This is a genomic window from Cellulomonas sp. KRMCY2 (genome assembly GCF_000526515.1).
GTDB lineage: Bacteria > Actinomycetota > Actinomycetes > Actinomycetales > Cellulomonadaceae > Actinotalea.
Map to the genome: position 1 here is coordinate 1,940,913 of NZ_JAGF01000001.1, position 19,311 is coordinate 1,960,223.

The window sequence follows — 19,311 nt, forward strand, 5'->3', positions numbered from 1 at the left end:
CGAACTCATGACATCAGTCAAGAACGTGCTCGACCGCGTGCTGACGTGGGTGTGCGTGGCGCTGTTCGCGGTGCTCGTGGTCGACGTCACCTGGCAGGTCTTCGCACGGCAGGTCCTCGACCAGCCCAGTGGCTGGTCCGAGGAGCTCGCGAAGTACCTGTTCATCTGGTTGGGCCTCTTCGGTTCGGCGCTCGTCTTCGGTGAGCGCGGCCACATCGCTGTCGACTTCGCCGTCAAGAAGCTGCCCGAGAAGGTCAAGATCGCCATCACGGCGGTCGTCCAGCTCGCCATCCTGGCGTTCACCGGGCTCGTCCTGATCTGGGGCGGCTTCCGCGTGGTCGACCTGGCCTGGGACCAGAACCTGACGGGGCTGCCGACCAACGTCGGGCCGCTCTACCTGGCGCTGCCCATCTCCGGGATCCTCATCGCCTTCTACACCGTCTACCACCTGGTCCGGATCCTCGTCGGCGCTGAGAGCGCCGTCGAGGACGCCGAGCCGGACGTCCTGTGAAGGAGGGCTGACACATGGATCCAGCAGCACTCGCAGCACTCATCCTGCTCGGCGGCATCGCCCTCTTCTTGATCATGGGCGCGCCGATCAGCATCGCGGTCGGGCTCTCGTCCCTGATCGCCATGTTCACCACGCTCGGCGTCGAGAACGGCGTGCTCACCTCGGCGCAGCAGGTCTTCCGGGGGATCAACTCGTTCCCCCTGCTGGCGATCCCGTTCTTCGTCCTCGCCGGCGTGATCATGAACCAAGGCGGGATAGCACTCCGGCTGGTCAACGCCGCCAAGGTGCTCGTCGGCCGGATGCCGGGCTCGCTCGCCCAGACCAACATCGCCGCCAATGCGCTGTTCGGGGCCGTCTCCGGCTCCGGCGTCGCGGCGGCCGCGGCGATCGGTTCGACGATCGGCCCGATCCAGGCCAAGGAGGGCTACGACAAGTCCTTCTCGGCCGCGGTCAACATCGCGTCCGCACCGTCCGGGATGATCATCCCGCCGAGCAACCTGATGATCGTCTACTCGCTGGTCTCGAGCACCTCGGTGGCCGCACTGTTCGTCGCCGGGTACGTCCCCGGGGCGATGTGGGCCGCGGCGTGCATGATCATCGTGTATCTGTACGCCCGCAAGCGTCCCGAGCTCAAGGTGACCGAGCGGATCGGCTTCGCCCAGGGCGCCAAGACGCTCCTGGCTGCGGTGCCCGCACTGCTGCTCATCGTCGTGGTGATCGGCGGCATCCTGCTCGGCTTCTTCACGCCGACCGAGGGCTCGAACATCGCTGTCGTCTACTCGCTGGCGCTGTCCTTCGTCTACCGGACGATCAAGGTCCGGCAGCTGCCGACGATGCTCATGGACGCGGCCCGCACGACGGCCGTCGTCATGTTCCTGGTGGGCGTCTCGTCGATCATGGGCTTCGTGATGTCCTTCGCGCGGATCCCGGCGATGGCGTCGGAGGCGATCTTCTCGGTGAGCAGCAACCCGATCGTCATCCTGCTGCTCATCGCGGTCATCCTGCTGATCCTCGGGTGCTTCATGGACCCGACGCCGGCGGTGCTGATCTTCACGCCGATCCTGCTGCCGATCGTGATGGCCATGGGGATCCACCCCGTGCACTTCGGGATCATGATGGTCTTCAACCTGTCCATCGGGACGATCACCCCGCCCGTGGGTCCGATCCTGTTCGTCGGGGCGAAGGTGGCGGACATCTCGATCGAGGACGTCGTCCGCAGGCTGCTGCCGTTCTTCGGCGCCCTGATCCTCGTGCTGATCATGGTGATCTTCACACCGGCCCTGTCGATGTGGCTGCCGACGCAGCTCGGGCTGGTCACGCCCTGACCGTGGTGCCGGCCGGCCCGGTGACGGGTCGGCCGACACCCGGACGGCGGCCACCGCCGGCCGGATCTGCACAGTATTACTAGGGGGCTGCCGCATGAAGCACCGCTCAACCGCACCACCGACGTCGGAGAGGCCTGACATGGAACAGCGTTACGCGACCAGCCCGGAGCACCTGCCCGGGATGGACACCGCCGAGCTGCGAGCCCGTTACCTGGTCCCCGGCCTCTTCGCCGCCGACCAGGCGAACGCGGTCTACACCCACCACGACCGGGTCGTCCTGGTCGGCGTCATGCCGGTGACGACGGGCGTCGCCCTGCCGACGTTCCCCGAGATCCGCAGCGACCACTTCTTCGAGCACCGCGAGGGCGGGATCGTCAACGTCGGCGGTCGCGGCACCATCACGGCGGACGGCACCACCTACGACGTCGGCCACGGGTCCTGCCTGTACGTCGGTCGGGGCGCCCAGGAGGTCACCTTCGCCTCGAGCGAGGCCGGGACCGAGGCCGGCCCCGCCCGCTTCTACCTCGTCTCGGCCCCCGCGCACACCGCCTACCCCACGACCTTCGTCGAGGCGGGCGCCGGGAACATCCGCGAGCTCGGTGACGCGCTGACGTCGAACCGCCGCACGCTCAACCAGTACATCCACGAGAACGGCGTCCGGAGCTGCCAGGTCGTGATGGGTGTGACGACGCTGCACCCGGGCAGCATGTGGAACACCATGCCCGCGCACACGCACGACCGCCGCATGGAGGCGTACCTCTACTTCGACCTGCCGGCCGACGCGCGCGTCATCCACCTCATGGGTGAGCCGACCGAGACCCGGCACCTCGTGGTCGCCGACCAGGAGGCGGTCATCTCCCCGAGCTGGTCGGTGCACTCCGGCGTCGGCTCGGCGAGCTACAGCTTCGTCTGGGCGATGGCGGGGGAGAACCAGTCCTTCGACGACATGGACGGCTTCGCCATCGCCGACATGCGCTGAGACCGCACCACTCCCTACCACCGCGTCCTGAGGACAGACCATGGCCATCGAGACCACGCCCGGACCCGTCGTCGAGCCCATCGGCAGCGGTGTCGCGGGTGCCGACGTCCGCGTCGCGCCGAGCGCCAACGCGAGCGAGAAGACGTTGCTCGTGCTCGAGGCGGCCCTGACCCATGCCCGGTTCATGGACGTGGTCGAGGCGACCGGACTGGCCAAGGCGACCACCCATCGGATCCTGTCGACGCTCGTCGACCGGCGGTTCGTCGCCGTCGCGGCCGACGGCAGCTACCTGCCCGGCCCCAAGATCCTGTCCCTCGCGGGCCAGGCCCTGGCGCGGATCGACATCTCGGCCATCGCGCAGCCCTTCGTCGACGCGCTCGTCGAGAAGGTGCACTGCACGGTGCACGTCGGCGTGGTCAACGGGGACGAGATCGTCTACCTGATCCGCAGCGACTCCGACAAGCCGTACCAGATGCCCTCGCGGGTCGGCCACGCCATCCCGATGCACTCCTCCGGCATCGGCAAGGTCGTCCTGAGCAGCTACACGGACGACGGCCTCGAACGCTTCGTCGCGCGCGCGGGCCTGCCGCGCCGGACCGAGCACACGATCACGAGCATCGAGGGCCTGCGGGCCGAGATCGCGACGGTCCGTGAGCTGGGCTACGCCCTCGACCGCGAGGAGAACGTCCCCGGGGTCGGCTGCGTGGCGGCCCCCATCCGCGACCACACCGGGTCGATCACGTACGGCCTGAGCATCTCGACGCTCACGCTCGAGCACACCGTCGAGCAGATCGAGGCGATGTCCGTCCTGGCCGTCGAGACGGCCGACAAGATCTCCGCCGCCCTCGGCTACACCCCGGACCCGACGACCTGACACGACCTGACCTGACCTGACCTGACCGTCCCGAACGCCCCGAACTCCCCGAACGAAGAGAGCAACGCACCCATGACGAACGCAGCCATCACGCCTGCCGCGTATGCGGAGAGTCTCCTGAGCCTCGAAGGGCAGCTGGCGGTCGTCACGGGCGCCAGCCAGGGGATCGGCCTGGCCATCGCCGAGTGCCTCGCCTCGGCCGGTGCGGACGTCATCGGGGTCAGCCACGACATGCCCGAGGGTGCCAGCGCCGTGCGCACCGCCGTCGAGGCGACCGGACGCACGTTCACCCCGCTGCGTGCCGACTTCTCCGACCGCGGGCAGGTCACCGCGCTCGCGGCCGACCTCGCCGGCCGCGGCGTCGACATCCTGATCAACAACGGCGGCACCATCCGCCGTGCCCCCGCCGCGGTCCACACCGACGAGGACTTCGACCACGTCCTCGACGTCAACCTCCGCTCGACCTTCGTCCTGTCCCGCGAGGTGGGCCGCACGATGATCGAGCGCGGCCACGGGAAGATCGTCAACACCGCGTCGATGCTCAGCTTCCAGGGCGGCATCAACGTCCCCGGCTACACATCCTCGAAGTCGGCCATCGCCGGACTGACCAAGGCGCTGGCCAACGAGTGGGCCGAGAAGGGCGTCAACGTCAACGCGGTCGCGCCCGGGTACGTCGCGACCGCCAACACCCACGACCTGCGTCAGGACGCCGCGCGCAGCGACGCGATCCTCGCGCGCATCCCGGCGGCCCGCTGGGCGCAGCCGTCGGACATCGCCGGTGCCGTCCTGTTCCTGTGCTCGCGCGCGGCCGACTACGTCAACGGCGCGATCCTGCCGGTCGACGGTGGCTGGCTCGCCCGATGAGGATCGTCATCACCGAGTGCGACCACGACTCGTTCGACCGTGAGCACGAGGTCACCGACCCGGCGGGTGCCGAGCTCGTCCTGACCCAGTCCCGCTCGGCGGCCGAGCTGATCGCCAACGTCGCCGGCGCCGACGGGATCCTCGTCCAGTACGCCGAGATCACCGCGGAGGTGATGGACGCGCTGCCGAGCCTGCGGGTGATCGGCCGGTACGGCGTCGGGGTGGACTCGGTGGACGTGGCCGCGGCGACCGAACGCGGCATCGCGGTCTGCAACGTGCCGGACTACGGCACCGAGTCGGTCTCGGACCACGCGATCGGGCTGACCCTCGCGACCGCCCGTGGCATCCCGCGGCTCGACCGCGGGATGCGTGACGGCTCGTTCGACCTGGTCGCGGTCCGTCCGCTCTACCAGACCTCCGGGCGGGTCTTCGGCATCGTGGGGATGGGCCTGATCGGCACCGCGACCGCACGCAAGGCGGCCGGTCTCGGGTACGAGGTGCTCGGCCACGACATCGCCGCCGAGCCAGGCTCGGACGCGTTCCACGGCTTCCCCCTGGTGAGTCTGGACGAGCTGCTCGAGCGTTCCCACGTGGTGTCGCTGCACACCCCGCTGAACGAGAGCACCCGCTCGCTGATCGGTGCCCGGGAGCTCGCGGCGATGCGGACCGACGCGATCCTGGTCAACACGAGCCGCGGCGGGGTCGTCGACACCGGCGCGCTCGTGGCGGCCCTGAGCTCCGGCTCGATCCGCGGTGCGGCGATCGACGTCCACGAGACCGAGCCGCTGCCCCCGGACCACCCGCTGATGGGCTTCGACTCGGTGGTCCTGACCCCGCACCTCGCCTGGTACACCGAGGAGTCGTACGACGAGCTCAAGCGGCGCACCGTGGCGAACGTCGTGGACGTGTGCGCCGGCCGGGCGCCCCGCGACATCGTCAACCCGGAGGTGCTCGGGGCGCCGGGCCGCAACGCCGCGTGCGCCGTGGCGGCCCCCGCCGTGCGCGCAACCACCGCAACCCCCGCAGCCCTGCCGACAGGAGCATGAGATGAGCACGATGAAGGCAGCCGTGTGGACCGGCACCGACCAGGTCGAGGTCACCGACGTGCCGCTGCCGGACGTCCCGGCCGGCTGGGCACTGGTCAAGGTGGCGTACGACGGCGTCTGCGGGACCGACCTGTCGATCGTGCACGGCAAGCACCCGCGTGCGACGGCCCCGCTGATCATGGGCCACGAGATCTCCGGCTGGGTCGAGGTCGCCGGTGCGACCGGCCCGACGGCGGGCGCCCTGGTCACCGTCGAGCCCCTGATCAGCTGCGGCGGGTGCCGGGCCTGCCGGGACGGTCACCCGCACGTGTGCCGACGCCTGGGGCTGTACGGCATCGACGCCCCCGGGGCGATGGCGCAGTACGTCGCCGTGCCGCCCGAGGTCCTGCACGAGGTGCCGGCCGGCGTCGACCCCCGGACCGCGACCCTGGCCGAGCCGCTCGCCGTCGCGGTGCACGCGGTGGCCCTGTCGGGGATGCATCCGGGTGACACCGTCGCCGTCTACGGCGCCGGTCCGATCGGCGTGCTGACCGCGATGGTCGCCCGGCACGAGGGTGCCGGCACGGTCGTCATCACCGAGCCCAGCCCGTGGCGCCGGCAGGTGGCCGAGGACCTGGGCTTCACCGTGGTCGCCGACGGTTCGACGATGGTCGAGACCCTGGCCCCGCTGACCGATGGCGAGGGTGCGGACACGACGTTCGACTCCGCGGCCCACCCCACGGTGGCCGCCGAGCTCACCGCCGCGACGCGGGTGCTCGGGCGGATCGTCGTCGTCGGGGTCTACAAGCAGCCGACGCCGCTCGACCTGCAGGCCGTGTGCTTCAAGGAGCAGACGGTCGTCGGGGTGCGCGTCTACACGTCGGCCGACATGACGCGGGCGATCGAGCTGATCGCCGCCGGCGCGCTGGGGCTCGACCGGTTCCCGACCAAGGCCTTCGCGCTGGCCGACGTCGGCGCCGCCCTGGCAGCGGCGACCTCCGGCCAGGACTGCCTCAAGGTCCTGATCACCCCCCTGGACGGAAAGGCAGACGCATGAGCAGCCCCTTCGACCTGACCGGCCGCACGGCCGTCGTCACCGGTGGCGGACGCGGCCTCGGTCTTGGCATCTCCCAGGCGCTGCTGGCGGCCGGAGCCGACGTCGTCGTCCTCGGCCGCAACCCGCTGCCCGACGAGCTCACCGGGCAGGCGGCCGACCTGGGCCGGGCGGTCCAGCACTACCCGCTCGACCTGGCCGACAGCGATGCCATCGCGGCGACGTCCGCGCAGGTCCTGGCCGACCACCGGATCGACATCCTGGTCAACAACGCCGGCACCCAGGACCGCCACCCCGCGGTCGACTTCCCGTTGGCGGCCTGGGACCACGTCATCGACGTCAACCTGCGCGCCGTCTTCCAGCTCTGCCAGCTCTTCGGCCGGCCGATGCTCGAGCGCGGGCACGGGGCGGTCGTCAACCTGGCCTCGCTGCTCTCCTTCCAGGGCGGCATGACGGTCCCGGCCTACGCGGCGAGCAAGGGCGCTGTCGCGCAGCTGACCAAGGCGCTGTGCAACGAGTGGGCAGGCCAGGGCGTCAACGTCAACGCCGTCGCGCCGGGCTACATGGCGACCGACATGAACGTCGCCCTGCTGGCCGACCCGGTACGCCTCGAGCAGCTGTCGGTGCGGATCCCCGCCGGCCGGTGGGGCCTGCCGCAGGACATCGGCGACGTCGTGGTCTTCCTCGCGTCACCGGCAGCGGGCTACGTGCACGGTCAGGTCCTGGCCGTCGACGGCGGCTGGCTGGCCCGGTAGGTCGTCCGGCCTCCTACCCTGGGCACATGCCGCACCGCAGGTCGGTGGCCGCGGTCGAGCACGTCGACGATCAGGAGAGCACGATGGCGCAGACCTCCTCACCGGTGGAGAGCGTCGACCGCGCGCTGCTCGCGCTGCAGACCCTGGCCAGGGCCGGTGCGCACGGGATGACCCTCGCCGAGCTCGCGGCGGCGCTCGACCTGAACAAGACGACTGTCCATCGCGCGCTCGCCGCCCTGCGGTTCCGCGGCTTCGTCGCCCAGGACCCGTCGTCGGGCGCCTACACGCTCGGCCCGAGCGCGACCCAGCTCGCCGACGACTTCTTCAGCGACGAGAACCTGCCCGTCCTGCTGCACCCGGCCCTGATCGCCCTGTGCGGCGCGGTCGACGAGCTCGTGCACCTCGGGGTGCTCAGCGGGACGCAGGTCGTCTACCTGGACAAGGTGGAGCCGGACCGTTCGGTGCGCGTGTGGTCCTCGATCGGCCGACGGAGCGCGGCGGTGACGACCGCCCTGGGCCGCGCCCTGCTCGCGCACCGGGGGACCGACCGGTCGATGCTCGCCGGCTACGCGCGCGCCGCGGACGGCGACGGCCGGATCGACGTCGAGCACGTGTGGGAGGTCGTCGAGCGTGCTGCGGCCCGCGGCTATGCGACCGAGGAGCAGGAGAACGAGCCAGGCATCAGCTGCGTCGCCGTCCCGCTGCTGCGCTCGGGCGTCGCGATCGCCGCGGTCAGCATCACGGCGCCGGCGGAGCGGATGACCACCGAACGGATCGCCTGGCTGCACCGCCAGATGCTCGAGGTCCTGCCACCGCTGCTGCCGGACGGGCTGGCGCTCCCGCCGGAGCCGGTTCCGGCCACCCTGCGCGACTGAGGTCCGGCGCGTCCGAGGTCGCTCCCGCCGTCGTGGGTGACCGGCAGGGGTTGAGTTCGGCGACGAGTCGTGGCATCCTTGGTTCCGGAGAGCGATACACACGTTTCGCCTAACGGAATGGATGCTGTGATGGACACCTTGTCAGCCCTGAGCGCGGCCCGCCTCGTCCCGGTCGTCGTGCTCGACGACGCGGCCGACGCCGATGCGCTCGCCGGTGCCCTGGTGGCCGGCGGCCTCCCCGTGGCCGAGGTCACCTTCCGCACCGCAGCCGCGCAGGACTCGATCCGCGCGATGGCTGCCCGCGGCGACATCCTGGTCGGTGCCGGGACCGTCCTGACCGTCGAGCAGGTCGACCAGGCGGTCGCGGCCGGCGCCGCCTACGTCGTCTCGCCGGGCCTGAGCCGCGCGGTCGTCGAGCGCTGCCGCGAGCACGGCGTGCTGGCCCTGCCCGGTGCGGTGACCGCGACCGAGATCCAGGCGGCCCTCGAGCTCGGGCTGAGCACCGTGAAGTTCTTCCCGGCCGGGACCTCGGGCGGCGCCGCCGCGATCGCCGCCCTCGCGGCGCCCTTCGGCGGCGTGAGCTTCGTGCCGACCGGCGGCATCGGGCCGAAGAACCTGCACGACTACCTGAGCATCCCGGCCGTGGCCGCGGTCGGCGGCTCGTGGATGGTCCCGCGCGACCGGGTCAAGGCCGGCGACTTCGCGGGCATCACCGAGCTCACCGCACAGGCCGTCGCCCTCGCGGCGCGCTCCTGACCGACACCTCACGACGAAGGACCACGACGATGACCGAGAGCGCCCTGACCATCCGGCCCGCTGCCGAGTGCCGCTACGACGCGGTGTCCCTCGGGGAGGTCATGCTCCGGCTCGACCCGGGTGAGGGGCGCATCCGGACCGCGCGGTCGTTCCGTGCCTGGGAGGGTGGCGGTGAGTACAACGTCGCCCGTGGCCTGCGCCGCGCCTTCGGTCTGCGCGCCGCGGTCGTCACCGCCCTGGCCGACAACGAGATCGGTCGTCTGGTCGAGGACTTCATCCTGACCGGCGGGCTCGACACCCAGCTCATCCGCTGGGTGCCGTACGACGGCATCGGCCGCAGCGTGCGCAACGGCCTCAACTTCACCGAGCGGGGCTTCGGCGTCCGTGGCGCGGTCGGGGTCTCGGACCGCGGGAACACCGCCGCGTCCCAGCTCAAGCCCGGCGACATCGACTGGGACCACCTGTTCGGCGAGCTCGGCGTCCGCTGGCTGCACACCGGCGGGATCTTCGCGGCGCTGAGCGAGTCGGCGGCGGACACCGTCGTCGAGGCCGTGACGGCGGCCAAGAAGTACGGCACCGTCGTCTCCTACGACCTGAACTACCGGCCCAGCCTGTGGAAGGCCATCGGCGGCCAGGCCAAGGCTCAGGAGGTCAACCGTGAGATCGCCACGAGCATCGACGTGATGATCGGCAACGAGGAGGACTTCACCGCGAGCCTCGGCTTCGAGGTCGAGGGGGTCGACGGGAACCTCTCCGCGCTCGACGTGGGCACGTTCGCCGCGATGATCGAGACCGCCGCGGCGGCCTACCCCAACTTCAAGGTCATCGGGACGACGATGCGCACCGTGCGCAGCGCGAGCATCAACGACTGGGGCGCCATTGCCTGGTCCAGGGCCACCGGCGTCGTGCAGGCCACGCATCGCGAGCGGCTGGAGATCATGGACCGGGTCGGGGGCGGCGACTCCTTCGCCTCGGGCCTGATCTACGGACTCCTCGACGGTCAGCCGCTCGCGACAGCCGTCGAGTACGGCGCCGCGCACGGCGCGCTGGCCATGACTACACCGGGCGACACGACCATGGCGACGAAGGCCGAGGTCCTCAAGCTCGCCGGCGGCGGGGGCGCACGCGTCGACCGCTGACCGCTGACCGCTGACCGCCGGCCTGCAGGGACCTAGGTCCACGCCGACGCGCCGCGTCCGTTCCTAGCGTTGGGGGCGGGCGAACGCTCGACCCGGCGATGGAGGCGTGATGCGCACGGTTGTGATCACGGGATCGGCATCGGGTATCGGCAAGGCCCTCAAGGACCTCCTGCACGGACGCGGTGACCGGGTCATCGGGGTCGACCTCTCCGGCGCCGAGGTCGAGGCGGACCTCGCGGTCAAGACCGGACGCCGCGACATGGTCGAGCGGGTGACCGAGCTGACCGGTGGCCGGATCGATGCGATCGTCGCCAACGCGGGTCTGGTCAGCCCGTGCGCGTCGACGATCGCCGTGAACGTCTTCGGCGCGATCGCCACCCTCGAAGGACTGCGCCCGCTGCTCCGGCACTCCGATGCACCGCGTGCGGCGCTCACCGGTGCGATGGCGTGCCTCCTCCCGGCGGACGCCGAGCTCGTGGACCTGTGCCTGGCCGGCGACGAGCGCGGGGCGCTCGAACGGACCGCGAAGCTCCTCGAGGCCGGCAGCGGCGACCAGGTCTTCCCGAGCAGCAAGGCCGCGCTGGTCCGGTGGATGCGCCGCACCGCGCCGAGCCCGGCCTGGGCCGGCGCCGGCATCCCGCTCAACGCCGTCGGCCCGGGTGTGGTCGCGACGCCCCTGACGCGGGGCGTGATCTCCACCGAGGGCGGCCGCAAGGCGGCTCTCGCGCGTGCGCCGATGCCGACCGGCGGGATCATGATGCCCGACGTCCCGGCGCGGCTCCTCGCGTGGCTCGTCAGCGAGGAGAACACGCACGTCAGCGGTCAGGTCGTCTACATCGACGGCGGCACGGACGCCATCATGCGGGGGGACTCCGCCTGGTGACCTGGTCCCTGCGTGGGGCTGTTCCCGCAGGTGGGCGCTAGCGTGAGAGCCGTGCTCAGCATCTGCAGCGGACGAACCGGACGTGTCGCGTGGGACCTGCACGGTGACGGCCCGGGTGTCCCGGTCCTCGCCCTGCACGGTGTGACCGACTCGGCCGAGTGCTGGCGCCCCGTGCTGCCCTGGCTCGCCGACGGCCGGGCGGTCCTGGCGGTCGATGCCCGCGGTCACGGGCGCTCGGACCTGCCTGCCGAGCCGTTCACGATCGCCGCTCTTGCCGCCGACGCGGCCGCCGCCGTCCGGGATGCCGTCGGCCGGCCGGTCGTGGTCGTCGGTCACTCCATGGGCGGCCTGGTCGCCCAGGAGCTCGCCCTGACCGCGCCTGAGCTGGTCGCTGCCGTGGTCCTGGAGGAGCCGGCCTGGAACCGGGCCCGTGAGGTCGACGACGCCGGGGTGCCCCGGTGGCTGCGCGGCACCCTGAGGTCCTTCGTCGGGCGGACGCAGGCCGAGCTCGAGGAGCGCTCGCAGCGGGAGAACCCGGGGTGGCCGGCCGACGAGCACGGTCCGTGGACGTCGTCGAAACGTCAGGTCGACCAGGGCCTGGCCGACGTCCCGCACGACTGGGCCGGGCGGGTCTGGTCCGAGGCCGTCGGGCAGATCGGTGTCCCGGTCACGCTCCTGACCGGCGAGCCGGCCCGCGGGGCGATCGTCGACGCGCAGCACGTCGAGCGCGCGCACGAGCTCCTCGGCCCGCTGCTCACGCACGTCCCGCTGATCGGCGTCGGGCACAACGTGCGCCGCGAGGGCCGGGCGATGTTCGTCGCAGCAGTGCGGCGCGTGGTGTCCGCCGCCGACTCAGCCGCCGGCTGAACCGCCAGCTGAACCGGGTCAGTCGACGTCCTCGTCGACCCAGTCGAACGTCTTGGTCACGGCCTTCTTCCAGTTCCGGTACGTCCTGGCGCGTGCGGCGTCGTCCATCGACGGCTCCCAGCGTCGGCCCAGGGCCCAGTTCGCCACGACGTCCGCCTCGCCGGACCAGAAGCCCACCGCGATGCCGGCCGCGTAGGCCGCACCGAGCGCCGTCGTCTCGGTGACCTGGGGACGGATCACCGGGACGCCCAGGATGTCCGCCTGGAACTGCATGAGCAGCTCGTTGGCGACCATGCCGCCGTCGACCTTGAGCTCGGTCAGGTCGACGCCCGCGTCGGCGTTCATCGCATCGAGCACCTCACGCGTCTGGAAGGCCGTGGCCTCCAGCGCGGCCCGCGCGATGTGTCCCTTGGTGACGTACCGGGTGAGCCCGACGAGCGCGCCGCGGGCGTCGGACCGCCAGTACGGTGCGAACAGGCCCGAGAAGGCGGGGACGAAGTACGCCCCGCCGTTGTCCGGCACCGATGCTGCGAGCGCCTCGACCTCCGCCGCGTCCGTGATCAGCCCCAGGCTGTCCCGCAGCCACTGCACGAGCGACCCGGTCACGGCGATCGAGCCTTCCAGCGCGTAGACCTGCGGCTGGTCGCCGATCTTGTAGCAGACGGTCGTCAGCAGGCCGTGCGTCGACCGGATCGGCGTGGTCCCGGTGTTGAGCAGCATGAAGTTGCCGGTCCCGTAGGTGCTCTTCGCGGTCCCGACCGCGAAGCAGGCCTGGCCGAACGTCGCCGCCTGCTGGTCCCCGAGGACCCCGGCGATCGGCACCCCGGGCACCATGCCGCCCGGCCGGCCCGTTCCGTAGATCTCGCAGGACGAGCGGATCTCGGGCAGCAGCGACAGCGGGACGCCCATCTCGGCCGCGATCTCCGCGTCCCAGGTCAGCGAGTCGATGTTCATCAGCATGGTGCGCGAGGCGTTCGTCACGTCGGTCGCGTGCACGCCGCCGACGATGCCGCCGGTCATGTTCCACAGCACCCAGGCGTCCGTGTTGCCGAACGCCAGCTCGCCCCGCTCGGCCCGTTCACGGACGCCGGCGACGTTGTCCAGGATCCAGCGGATCTTCGGACCGGAGAAGTACGTCGCCAGCGGCAGACCGACGCGCTCCCGGTAGCGGTCCGCACCTCCGCCGAGCGCGGCGAGCCCGTCGCAGATCTTCTGCGTGCGGGTGTCCTGCCAGACGATCGCGTTGTGGACCGGCTCACCGGTGAGCCGGTCCCACACCACAGTCGTCTCGCGCTGGTTCGTGATGCCGACGGCGGCGATGTCCCGGTGGCTCAGGTTCGCGCGGGTCAGGGCGAGGCCGACGACCTCACGGACGTTGGCCCAGATCTCCATCGGGTCGTGCTCGACCCAGCCCGGCCTCGGCAGGATCTGGGTGTGCTCCTTGGCGCCCATCGAGACGACCGAGCCCGCGTGGTCGAAGACGATCGCGCGGGTGCTCGTGGTCCCCTGGTCGATCGCCAGGATGTGGTCAGCCACGGGCGGTGAGCTCGTGCAGCGGTGCGACGTCCGCCGCCCGGAGGCGGGCCTTCTCGGCGGCGGCGTCGTCGGGCTCGTGGGACGCGGCCTCCTCGGCCTCGCAGCGTGCGGTGTAGGAGGCGATCTCGTGCGCGCGCCGCTCCGGCGTCCAGCCGAGCCGATCGCCGACCAGGACCGCGATCTCCTCGATCGCACCGAGCCCGCGGTCCCGTTGCTCGTAGGCCAGGCGGGTGCGACCGACCAGGACGTCCTCGAGGTGCAGCGCGCCCTCGTGGCTCGCCGCGTAGACCACCTCGGCGCGCAGGTAGGCCGGCGCGCCGGTGAGCGGGCGGGCGAGGGACGGGTCCGCGTCGACCAGGTCGATCACCTCGGTCAGCAGCGAGCCGTACCGGTGCAGCAGGTGGTCGAGCATGGCGCGGTCCCAGCCGTAGGTCGCCCCGATCCGACGGGCCTGGCGTTGCAGCACCGCATGCCCCTCCGCCCCGGCGAGCGGGATGCGGTCGGTGATCGACGGCAGCGCCGCGGCCCGGTCGCCGAGGGCGAAGTCGACGGCGTCCTCGGCCATCACGCGGTAGGTCGTGAGCTTGCCCCCCGCGATCACCGTCAGGCCGGGTGCCGGCGAGGCGACGGTGTGCTCGCGTGACACCTTGGCCGAGGAGGTCCCGGCCTTCGTCCCGGGCTGGAGCAGCGGCCGCAGCCCGGCCCAGGTCCCGATGATGTCGTCGCGGGTGAGCGGGTCGGCGAGCACGGCGTTGGCGTGCTCGAGCACGTAGTCGATGTCCGCCGCGGTCGCGACCGGATGCGTGAGCTCGTGCTCCCAGGGCGTGTCGGTGGTCCCGATGACCCAGTACCGGGACCACGGGATGACGAACAGCACGCTCTTCTCGGTCTGCAGGATCAGCCCGACGTCACCGCGGATCCGGTCGCGCGGCACCACGATGTGGATGCCCTTGGAGGCCAGCACGCGCAGGCCGCCCGCACCGCCGGTCAGTGCCTCGGTCTCCTCGGTCCAGACGCCGGTGGCGTTGATCACCTGGTCGGCGCGGACGGTGATCCGGCGCCCGGTCTCGAGGTCCGCCACGACCGCGCCGTCGACCGCGCCGGTGCTCCGTCGGGTCAGCTCGATCACCTGGGTGCGGCTCGCTGCGTGCGCGCCGTAGCTCGCAGCCGTCCGGATCAGCATGGTGACCAGGCGGGCGTCGTCGACGCTCGCGTCCCAGTACCGGATGGCGCCGACGGCGGTGTCGTGACGCAGGTCGGGGAAGAGCTGCGACATCGCCGAGCGGCTCAGGTGCCGGTGCCACGGCAGGGCGCGGTTGCCGGGCACGATGCTGGCCAGGACGTCGTAGAGCGCGACGCCGGCACCGACGTACGCCCGCTCCCAGACCTTGTGCTCGAGCGGGTAGAGGAACGCGACCGGCCGGACGAGGTGTGGTGCCAGGCGCTTGAGCAGCAGGTCGCGCTCGGTCAGGGCCTCGTGCACCAGGTGGAAGTCGAGCATCTGGAGGTAGCGCAGCCCGCCGTGCACGAGCTTGCTCGAACGGCCGGACGTCCCGCTCGCCCAGTCCTGCGCCTCGACGACGGCGACCCGCAGCCCGCGGGTGACCGCGTCGAGCGCGATGCCTGCGCCCGTGACGCCGCCGCCGACGACCAGGACGTCGAGCTCGCCGCCGGGCTCCGTCGATCGCTCGAGCGTGGTGAGCGCATCGTGCCGAGCCGCGGGCGTCAGTGCTGCTGTCCTCACGCTGTCCTCCTCGCGCACCGGTCCGACCGGTGCCGTCGGCCACGCGGCAACCCGGATCCGGGTGCCCTGGTCTGTCCAGCCGTCGGACGCGCGACAGTCCCATGGTCACGACCGACGGACGGCGCCGCAAGGGCGCCGCGCGGACCGGCACCGGCCAGTGGGTCGCCCTGACGTCGCGCTGACCTCGCACTGTCCTCGCACCGGCCTCGCGCGTTCGAGCACGACGCACCCGGGCCGGCGTCCGCCGGGGACGGGCCCCGTCGGTGCCCTAGCGTGTGCGGGGTGAGCGCACCCACGGCGACACCCGACCACCAGGACCGCCCCGAGCAGCCGTACTCCGTCCGGTCTGCCCTGCCGCGCGACGTCCGCGAGATCCGCGACCTCGTCGCGCCCTACGCCGACGAGCGGATCCTGCTCGCCAAGGAGATGGTCGGCTACTACGAGGCGGTCCAGGAGTTCGTCGTCGCCCAGGACGCGACAGCGGCGCTGATCGGCTGCGGTGCCCTGCACGTCATGTGGTCCGACCTCGCCGAGGTGCGCACGCTCGCCGTCCATCCGGCCTGGCGCGGGCACGGCGTCGGGCATGCCCTGCTCGGTGAGCTGCTCGACCGGGCCAAGGCGCTCGGCCTGCAGCGCGTCTTCTGCCTGACCTTCGAGATCGCCTTCTTCACGCGGCACGGCTTCCGGGCGATCGCCGGCACCCCGGTGGACACCGACGTGTACGCCGAGCTGTTGCGCTCGCACGACGACGGCGTCGCGGAGTTCCTCGACCTGGCCCGGGTCAAGCCGAACACCCTCGGCAACACCAGGATGCTGATCGAGCTCTGAGGGGCCGCGACGGCGTCAGGTGGGCAGGCGGTAGGTGGTGCCGGCGACCCCGTCGGGCTCGGCCACGAGAAGCCCGTCGGCCGCGAGACCGGCGAGTGCGCGCTCCCGCTGCTCGTCACCGGTGACGACCTCGGCGAGCGCCGCCGCAGGCACGGACCCCGACGCGTCGCGCAGCGCAGCCATCAGCCGTCCGCGGGCCTGGCGGTCCGTCCCGGCCCACGCCTGCGACCGGCGGCGATGCCCCAGCGTGTCCGGCGGCATGCCGGCCGCCCGCCAGGCGCACAGCTGCTCGACCGGGCAGTCCGCGCACCGGGGCGAGCGCGCGGTGCACACCAGGGCACCCAGCTCCATCACCGCAGCGCTCCAGCCGGCGGCCCGTGCGTCGTTCAGGGGCACGATCTGCTCGGCCCGCCGCAGCTCGCCGACGCTCAGGTGCGGTGGCGGCAGAGCCGTGCCCTGGACGGTCCGGCCGAGGACCCGCCGCACGTTGGTGTCGACGACGACGGCGCGCCGACCGTGCGCGAAGGCCAGCACCGCAGCGGCCGTGTACGTCCCGACGCCGGGCAGCGCGAGCAGGGCGTCCGGTGCGGTCGGCAGCACCCCGCCGTGCCGCTCCACGACGACGCGGGCGCACGCCTGGAGCCGCAGCGCACGCCGCGGGTAGCCGAGGTGGTCCCAGGCCCGCAGCACGTCCGCGGTGCTCGCCTCGGCGAGGTCGGCAGCGGTGGGCCAGCGGAGCATCCAGGCACGCCACAGCGGCTCCACCCGCACGACCGGCGTCTGCTGGAGCATCACCTCGCTGACCAGCACGCCCCAGGCGGTGCGGTCGGGCGCACGCCAGGGCAGGTCGCGCGCGTGCTCGTCGAACCACGCCAGGACCGGCGCGACCAGCGGGTGCTCCACCGTCCGATCATGCCGGACGGCCGGCGGCCCGCGTCCGGCCGACCGGGGACCGCGGTGGCCCGGTCCGGCCGCGTGGACCTCGTCGCACGACCCCCGGCGCGGCTCCCGTCCCCGAGCCGCGGGCGGTCGTAGCGTGAGGCGAGGGATGGAGGCGTCGATGAGCACCGTGCTGCACCCGGTCGGACCGCAGCCGGAACGGGTCTACTGGATCCGCCGGCTCGTGATCGTGCTCGTCGCCGTTGTCGTCGTCCTGGTCGTGTTCGCCCTGCTGCGTGGCGGTGCGGACCCCGACGCCGATGCACCCGCCGACCCGGCCGGCTCGGCGGACCCGGCCGCGGCCGACGGCGCGGTGACGGACGACGCCGCGGCGACCGACCCGGGCGGGCCGGCTGCCTGCACCGCGGCCGAGCTGGCCCTGACGCTCACGACCGACGCGACGACCTACGCCGCCGGCGTCCTGCCGATCTTCACCGTCGCCGTCACGAACACCGGGACCGTCAGCTGCACCGTCGACGCCGGCGATCCGGGCCGGGAGATCCTGATCACCTCGGGCGCCGATCGCATCTGGTCGTCGCTGGACTGCCCCGCCGAGGGCGGTGAGCGGATGCTGCTCCTGGAGCCCGGTGCCCGCGACGCGGTCGACGTCGGCTGGTCGCGCATCCGCTCCGCCGAGGGCTGTGCGACCGGGCTGCCCGAGCCGCGGCCCGGCACCTACAACGCGGTCACCAAGCTCCTCGGCGCCGAGAGCGCGCCGGTCGTCTTCGACCTGGGCTGATCCCGTCGGCGCTGGCTGATCCGCCTAGCGCCTGGGCTGATGCCGCCGGCGGTCAGCCCGCTGCGGCGGACTCGGCGGGGGTACCGCGCAGCAGGCAGAACTCGTTGCCCTCGGGGTCGGCGAGCACGATCCACGGCACGGCGCCCTGGCCGACGTCCACCCGCGTCGCACCGAGCACCACCAGGCGATCGAGCTCGGTCGCCTGGTCCGAGCCGTTCTCCGGGCGCAGGTCGAGGTGCAGCCGGTTCTTGACCGTCTTGCCCTCGGGGACGCGCAGGAAGAGGATCCCCCGCTGGGCGTCGCCGTCCGGCGCGACCCAGACCTCCTCGGGATCGTCGTCCTCGATCGCCCAACCGAGCGTCTCGGCCCACCACCTGCCGAGGACGACCGGATCGGCGCTGTCGATGCAGAGCTGGCTGATCACGACTCCCATCCGGGCACGGTAGCGCGCCCGGCGGCGCGCGGCGAGGGCCTGGACCTCAGAGGTTCGGACGACCCGCCTCCGGGTCGCCAGGACTCAGGCGGGCGTCAGGCCCGGCCGACGGCGGGCTCAGACGTAGCGCTCGAGGATGCTCGACTCGGCCAGCCGGGAGAGGCCCTCACGCACCGCACGGGCCCGCTGCTCGCCGACGCCCTCGACGGCCATGAGCTCGTCGATCCCGGCCGCGAGCAGCTTCTGCAGGCCGCCGAAGTGTCCGACCAGGCGGTCGACGATCGTCGCGGGCAGGCGCGGCACCTTGGACAGCAGCCGGTAGCCGCGCGGCCCGACGGCACCGTCGAGCGAGTCGTCGACGGTGACCAGGCCGAGGATCCGAGCGATGTAGCCCAGGTCGAGCAGCTCGTTGGCGTCGAGGGTGGCCAGCGCCGCCTGCACCTCGGCCAGGGTGCGCCCGGTCCGCGGCGTCTCGGTGTAGTCGCGGATCACGAGCTGCCGGTCCGACCCGACACCGCCGATCAGCTCGTCGAGCTGCAGCGCCATCAGTCGGCCGTCGGTGCCGAGCTCGACGACGTAGCCCGCGATCTCCTCGGAGATCCGGCGGACCATCTCGAGCCGTTGCACGACGGCCGCGACGTCGCGCACGGTGACCAGGTCCTCGATCTCCAGGGCGGAGAGCGTCCCGGCGACCTCGTCGAGGCGCGACTTGTACCGCTCGAGGGTCGCGAGCGCCTGGTTCGCGCGGGACTGGATGATGTCGGAGCCCTCGAGCACGTAGCGCGAGTCGCCGACGTAGAGCGCGATGATCCGCATCGACTGGCTCACCGAGACGACCGGGAAGCCGGTCTGCTTCGCCACCCGTTCGGCCGTACGGTGGCGGGTCCCGGACTCCGTCGTCTCGATGGTGGGGTCCGGCAGCAGCTGGACGGCAGCGCGCAGGATCCGGGTCGCGTCGCGGTCGACCACGATCGCGCCGTCCATCTTGGCGAGCTCACGCAGCCGGGTCGCCTGGAACTCGACGTCGAGGCTGAAGCCGCCCGAGCAGATCGACTCGACGACCTTGTCGTGGCCGAGCACGATCAGGGCGCCCGTGCGGCCCCGGAGGATGCGTTCGAGACCGTCGCGCAGCTCCGTCCCGGGCGCGACGGCGGCGAGGGTTGAACGCAGCATGTCCTCGGCGGA

20 protein-coding genes are annotated in these 19,311 nt (G+C 72.2%); 15 read left to right on the plus strand and 5 right to left on the minus strand.

Annotated elements, in window-relative coordinates:
* Window positions 1–7 precede the first annotated feature (7 nt).
* The 13 genes from K415_RS0109440 to K415_RS22740 all read left to right on the plus strand — a co-directional run bounded on the left by K415_RS0109440 (window position 8) and on the right by K415_RS22740 (window position 11,907).
* Window positions 8–511 carry a TRAP transporter small permease gene (locus K415_RS0109440; RefSeq protein ID WP_024286812.1) on the plus strand — a complete coding sequence of 168 codons (504 nt, stop codon included), beginning with the start codon at window positions 8–10 and terminating at the stop codon, window positions 509–511.
* 14 nt (window positions 512–525) lie between these two features.
* Window positions 526–1,836: a TRAP transporter large permease gene (locus K415_RS0109445; RefSeq protein WP_024286813.1), complete on the plus strand. Its 1,311-nt coding sequence runs from the start codon at window positions 526–528 to the stop codon at window positions 1,834–1,836.
* Between the two features lie 139 nt (window positions 1,837–1,975).
* Window positions 1,976–2,815 (plus strand): 5-dehydro-4-deoxy-D-glucuronate isomerase, encoded by an 840-nt coding sequence (kduI, locus tag K415_RS0109450; RefSeq protein WP_024286814.1) that lies wholly within the window; start codon window positions 1,976–1,978, stop codon window positions 2,813–2,815.
* A 40-nt stretch (window positions 2,816–2,855) separates the two neighbouring features.
* Window positions 2,856–3,689: an IclR family transcriptional regulator gene (locus tag K415_RS0109455; RefSeq protein WP_024286815.1), complete on the plus strand. Its 834-nt coding sequence runs from the start codon at window positions 2,856–2,858 to the stop codon at window positions 3,687–3,689.
* 72 nt (window positions 3,690–3,761) lie between these two features.
* Window positions 3,762–4,553: an SDR family oxidoreductase gene (locus K415_RS0109460; RefSeq protein WP_024286816.1), complete on the plus strand. Its 792-nt coding sequence runs from the start codon at window positions 3,762–3,764 to the stop codon at window positions 4,551–4,553.
* Window positions 4,550–5,599 (plus strand): C-terminal binding protein, encoded by a 1,050-nt coding sequence (locus tag K415_RS0109465; RefSeq protein ID WP_024286817.1) that lies wholly within the window; start codon window positions 4,550–4,552, stop codon window positions 5,597–5,599. Before K415_RS0109460 ends, K415_RS0109465 begins: the two co-directional genes overlap by 4 nt.
* 1 nt (window position 5,600) lies before the next feature.
* The gene (locus tag K415_RS0109470; RefSeq protein WP_051480491.1) at window positions 5,601–6,635 is read left to right on the plus strand and encodes a zinc-binding dehydrogenase; all 1,035 of its coding nucleotides are present in this window, start codon (window positions 5,601–5,603) and stop codon (window positions 6,633–6,635) included.
* Window positions 6,632–7,387: an SDR family oxidoreductase gene (locus tag K415_RS0109475; protein WP_024286819.1), complete on the plus strand. Its 756-nt coding sequence runs from the start codon at window positions 6,632–6,634 to the stop codon at window positions 7,385–7,387. The genes K415_RS0109470 and K415_RS0109475 overlap by 4 nt, the downstream gene beginning before the upstream one ends.
* 26 nt (window positions 7,388–7,413) lie before the next feature.
* On the plus strand, window positions 7,414–8,262 hold the full coding sequence (locus tag K415_RS0109480; RefSeq protein ID WP_024286820.1) for an IclR family transcriptional regulator: 849 nt from the start codon (window positions 7,414–7,416) through the stop codon (window positions 8,260–8,262).
* A gap of 129 nt (window positions 8,263–8,391) precedes the next feature.
* The gene (gene eda, locus K415_RS0109485; protein ID WP_231494867.1) at window positions 8,392–9,018 is read left to right on the plus strand and encodes a bifunctional 4-hydroxy-2-oxoglutarate aldolase/2-dehydro-3-deoxy-phosphogluconate aldolase; all 627 of its coding nucleotides are present in this window, start codon (window positions 8,392–8,394) and stop codon (window positions 9,016–9,018) included.
* A gap of 29 nt (window positions 9,019–9,047) precedes the next feature.
* A complete protein-coding gene (locus K415_RS0109490; protein ID WP_024286822.1) occupies window positions 9,048–10,157 on the plus strand; it encodes a sugar kinase in 1,110 nt (369 codons plus the stop codon).
* 109 nt (window positions 10,158–10,266) lie between these two features.
* Window positions 10,267–11,040 carry an SDR family oxidoreductase gene (locus tag K415_RS0109495; RefSeq protein WP_034661165.1) on the plus strand — a complete coding sequence of 258 codons (774 nt, stop codon included), beginning with the start codon at window positions 10,267–10,269 and terminating at the stop codon, window positions 11,038–11,040.
* A gap of 51 nt (window positions 11,041–11,091) precedes the next feature.
* Complete coding sequence (locus K415_RS22740) at window positions 11,092–11,907, plus strand: alpha/beta fold hydrolase (RefSeq protein WP_024286824.1); 816 nt, start codon at window positions 11,092–11,094, stop codon at window positions 11,905–11,907.
* Window positions 11,908–11,925: 18 nt separating this feature from the next.
* Here the strand turns inward: K415_RS22740 and glpK are convergent, their stop codons facing one another.
* Both glpK and K415_RS0109510 read right to left on the minus strand, forming a co-directional pair.
* Window positions 11,926–13,443 carry a glycerol kinase GlpK gene (gene glpK, locus K415_RS0109505; RefSeq protein ID WP_024286825.1) on the minus strand — a complete coding sequence of 506 codons (1,518 nt, stop codon included), beginning with the start codon at window positions 13,441–13,443 and terminating at the stop codon, window positions 11,926–11,928.
* Complete coding sequence (locus K415_RS0109510) at window positions 13,436–15,187, minus strand: glycerol-3-phosphate dehydrogenase/oxidase (RefSeq protein ID WP_024286826.1); 1,752 nt, start codon at window positions 15,185–15,187, stop codon at window positions 13,436–13,438. Before K415_RS0109510 ends, glpK begins: the two co-directional genes overlap by 8 nt.
* 282 nt (window positions 15,188–15,469) lie before the next feature.
* Here K415_RS0109510 and K415_RS0109520 point away from each other — a divergent pair, with 282 nt between their 5' ends.
* Window positions 15,470–16,015: an amino-acid N-acetyltransferase gene (locus K415_RS0109520; protein WP_024286827.1), complete on the plus strand. Its 546-nt coding sequence runs from the start codon at window positions 15,470–15,472 to the stop codon at window positions 16,013–16,015.
* Between the two features lie 15 nt (window positions 16,016–16,030).
* Here the strand turns inward: K415_RS0109520 and K415_RS0109525 are convergent, their stop codons facing one another.
* The gene (locus K415_RS0109525) at window positions 16,031–16,918 is read right to left on the minus strand and encodes an adenine glycosylase (protein ID WP_024286828.1); all 888 of its coding nucleotides are present in this window, start codon (window positions 16,916–16,918) and stop codon (window positions 16,031–16,033) included.
* 157 nt (window positions 16,919–17,075) lie between these two features.
* Here K415_RS0109525 and K415_RS21705 point away from each other — a divergent pair, with 157 nt between their 5' ends.
* Window positions 17,076–17,693 (plus strand): hypothetical protein, encoded by a 618-nt coding sequence (locus K415_RS21705; protein ID WP_024286829.1) that lies wholly within the window; start codon window positions 17,076–17,078, stop codon window positions 17,691–17,693.
* Window positions 17,694–17,745: 52 nt separating this feature from the next.
* Here the strand turns inward: K415_RS21705 and K415_RS0109540 are convergent, their stop codons facing one another.
* Together K415_RS0109540 and disA are read right to left on the minus strand one after the other, a co-directional pair.
* On the minus strand, window positions 17,746–18,126 hold the full coding sequence (locus tag K415_RS0109540) for a VOC family protein (RefSeq protein WP_024286830.1): 381 nt from the start codon (window positions 18,124–18,126) through the stop codon (window positions 17,746–17,748).
* A gap of 117 nt (window positions 18,127–18,243) precedes the next feature.
* Window positions 18,244–19,299 (minus strand): DNA integrity scanning diadenylate cyclase DisA, encoded by a 1,056-nt coding sequence (gene disA, locus K415_RS0109545; RefSeq protein ID WP_029663507.1) that lies wholly within the window; start codon window positions 19,297–19,299, stop codon window positions 18,244–18,246.
* Between the last annotated feature and the right edge of the window lie 12 nt (window positions 19,300–19,311).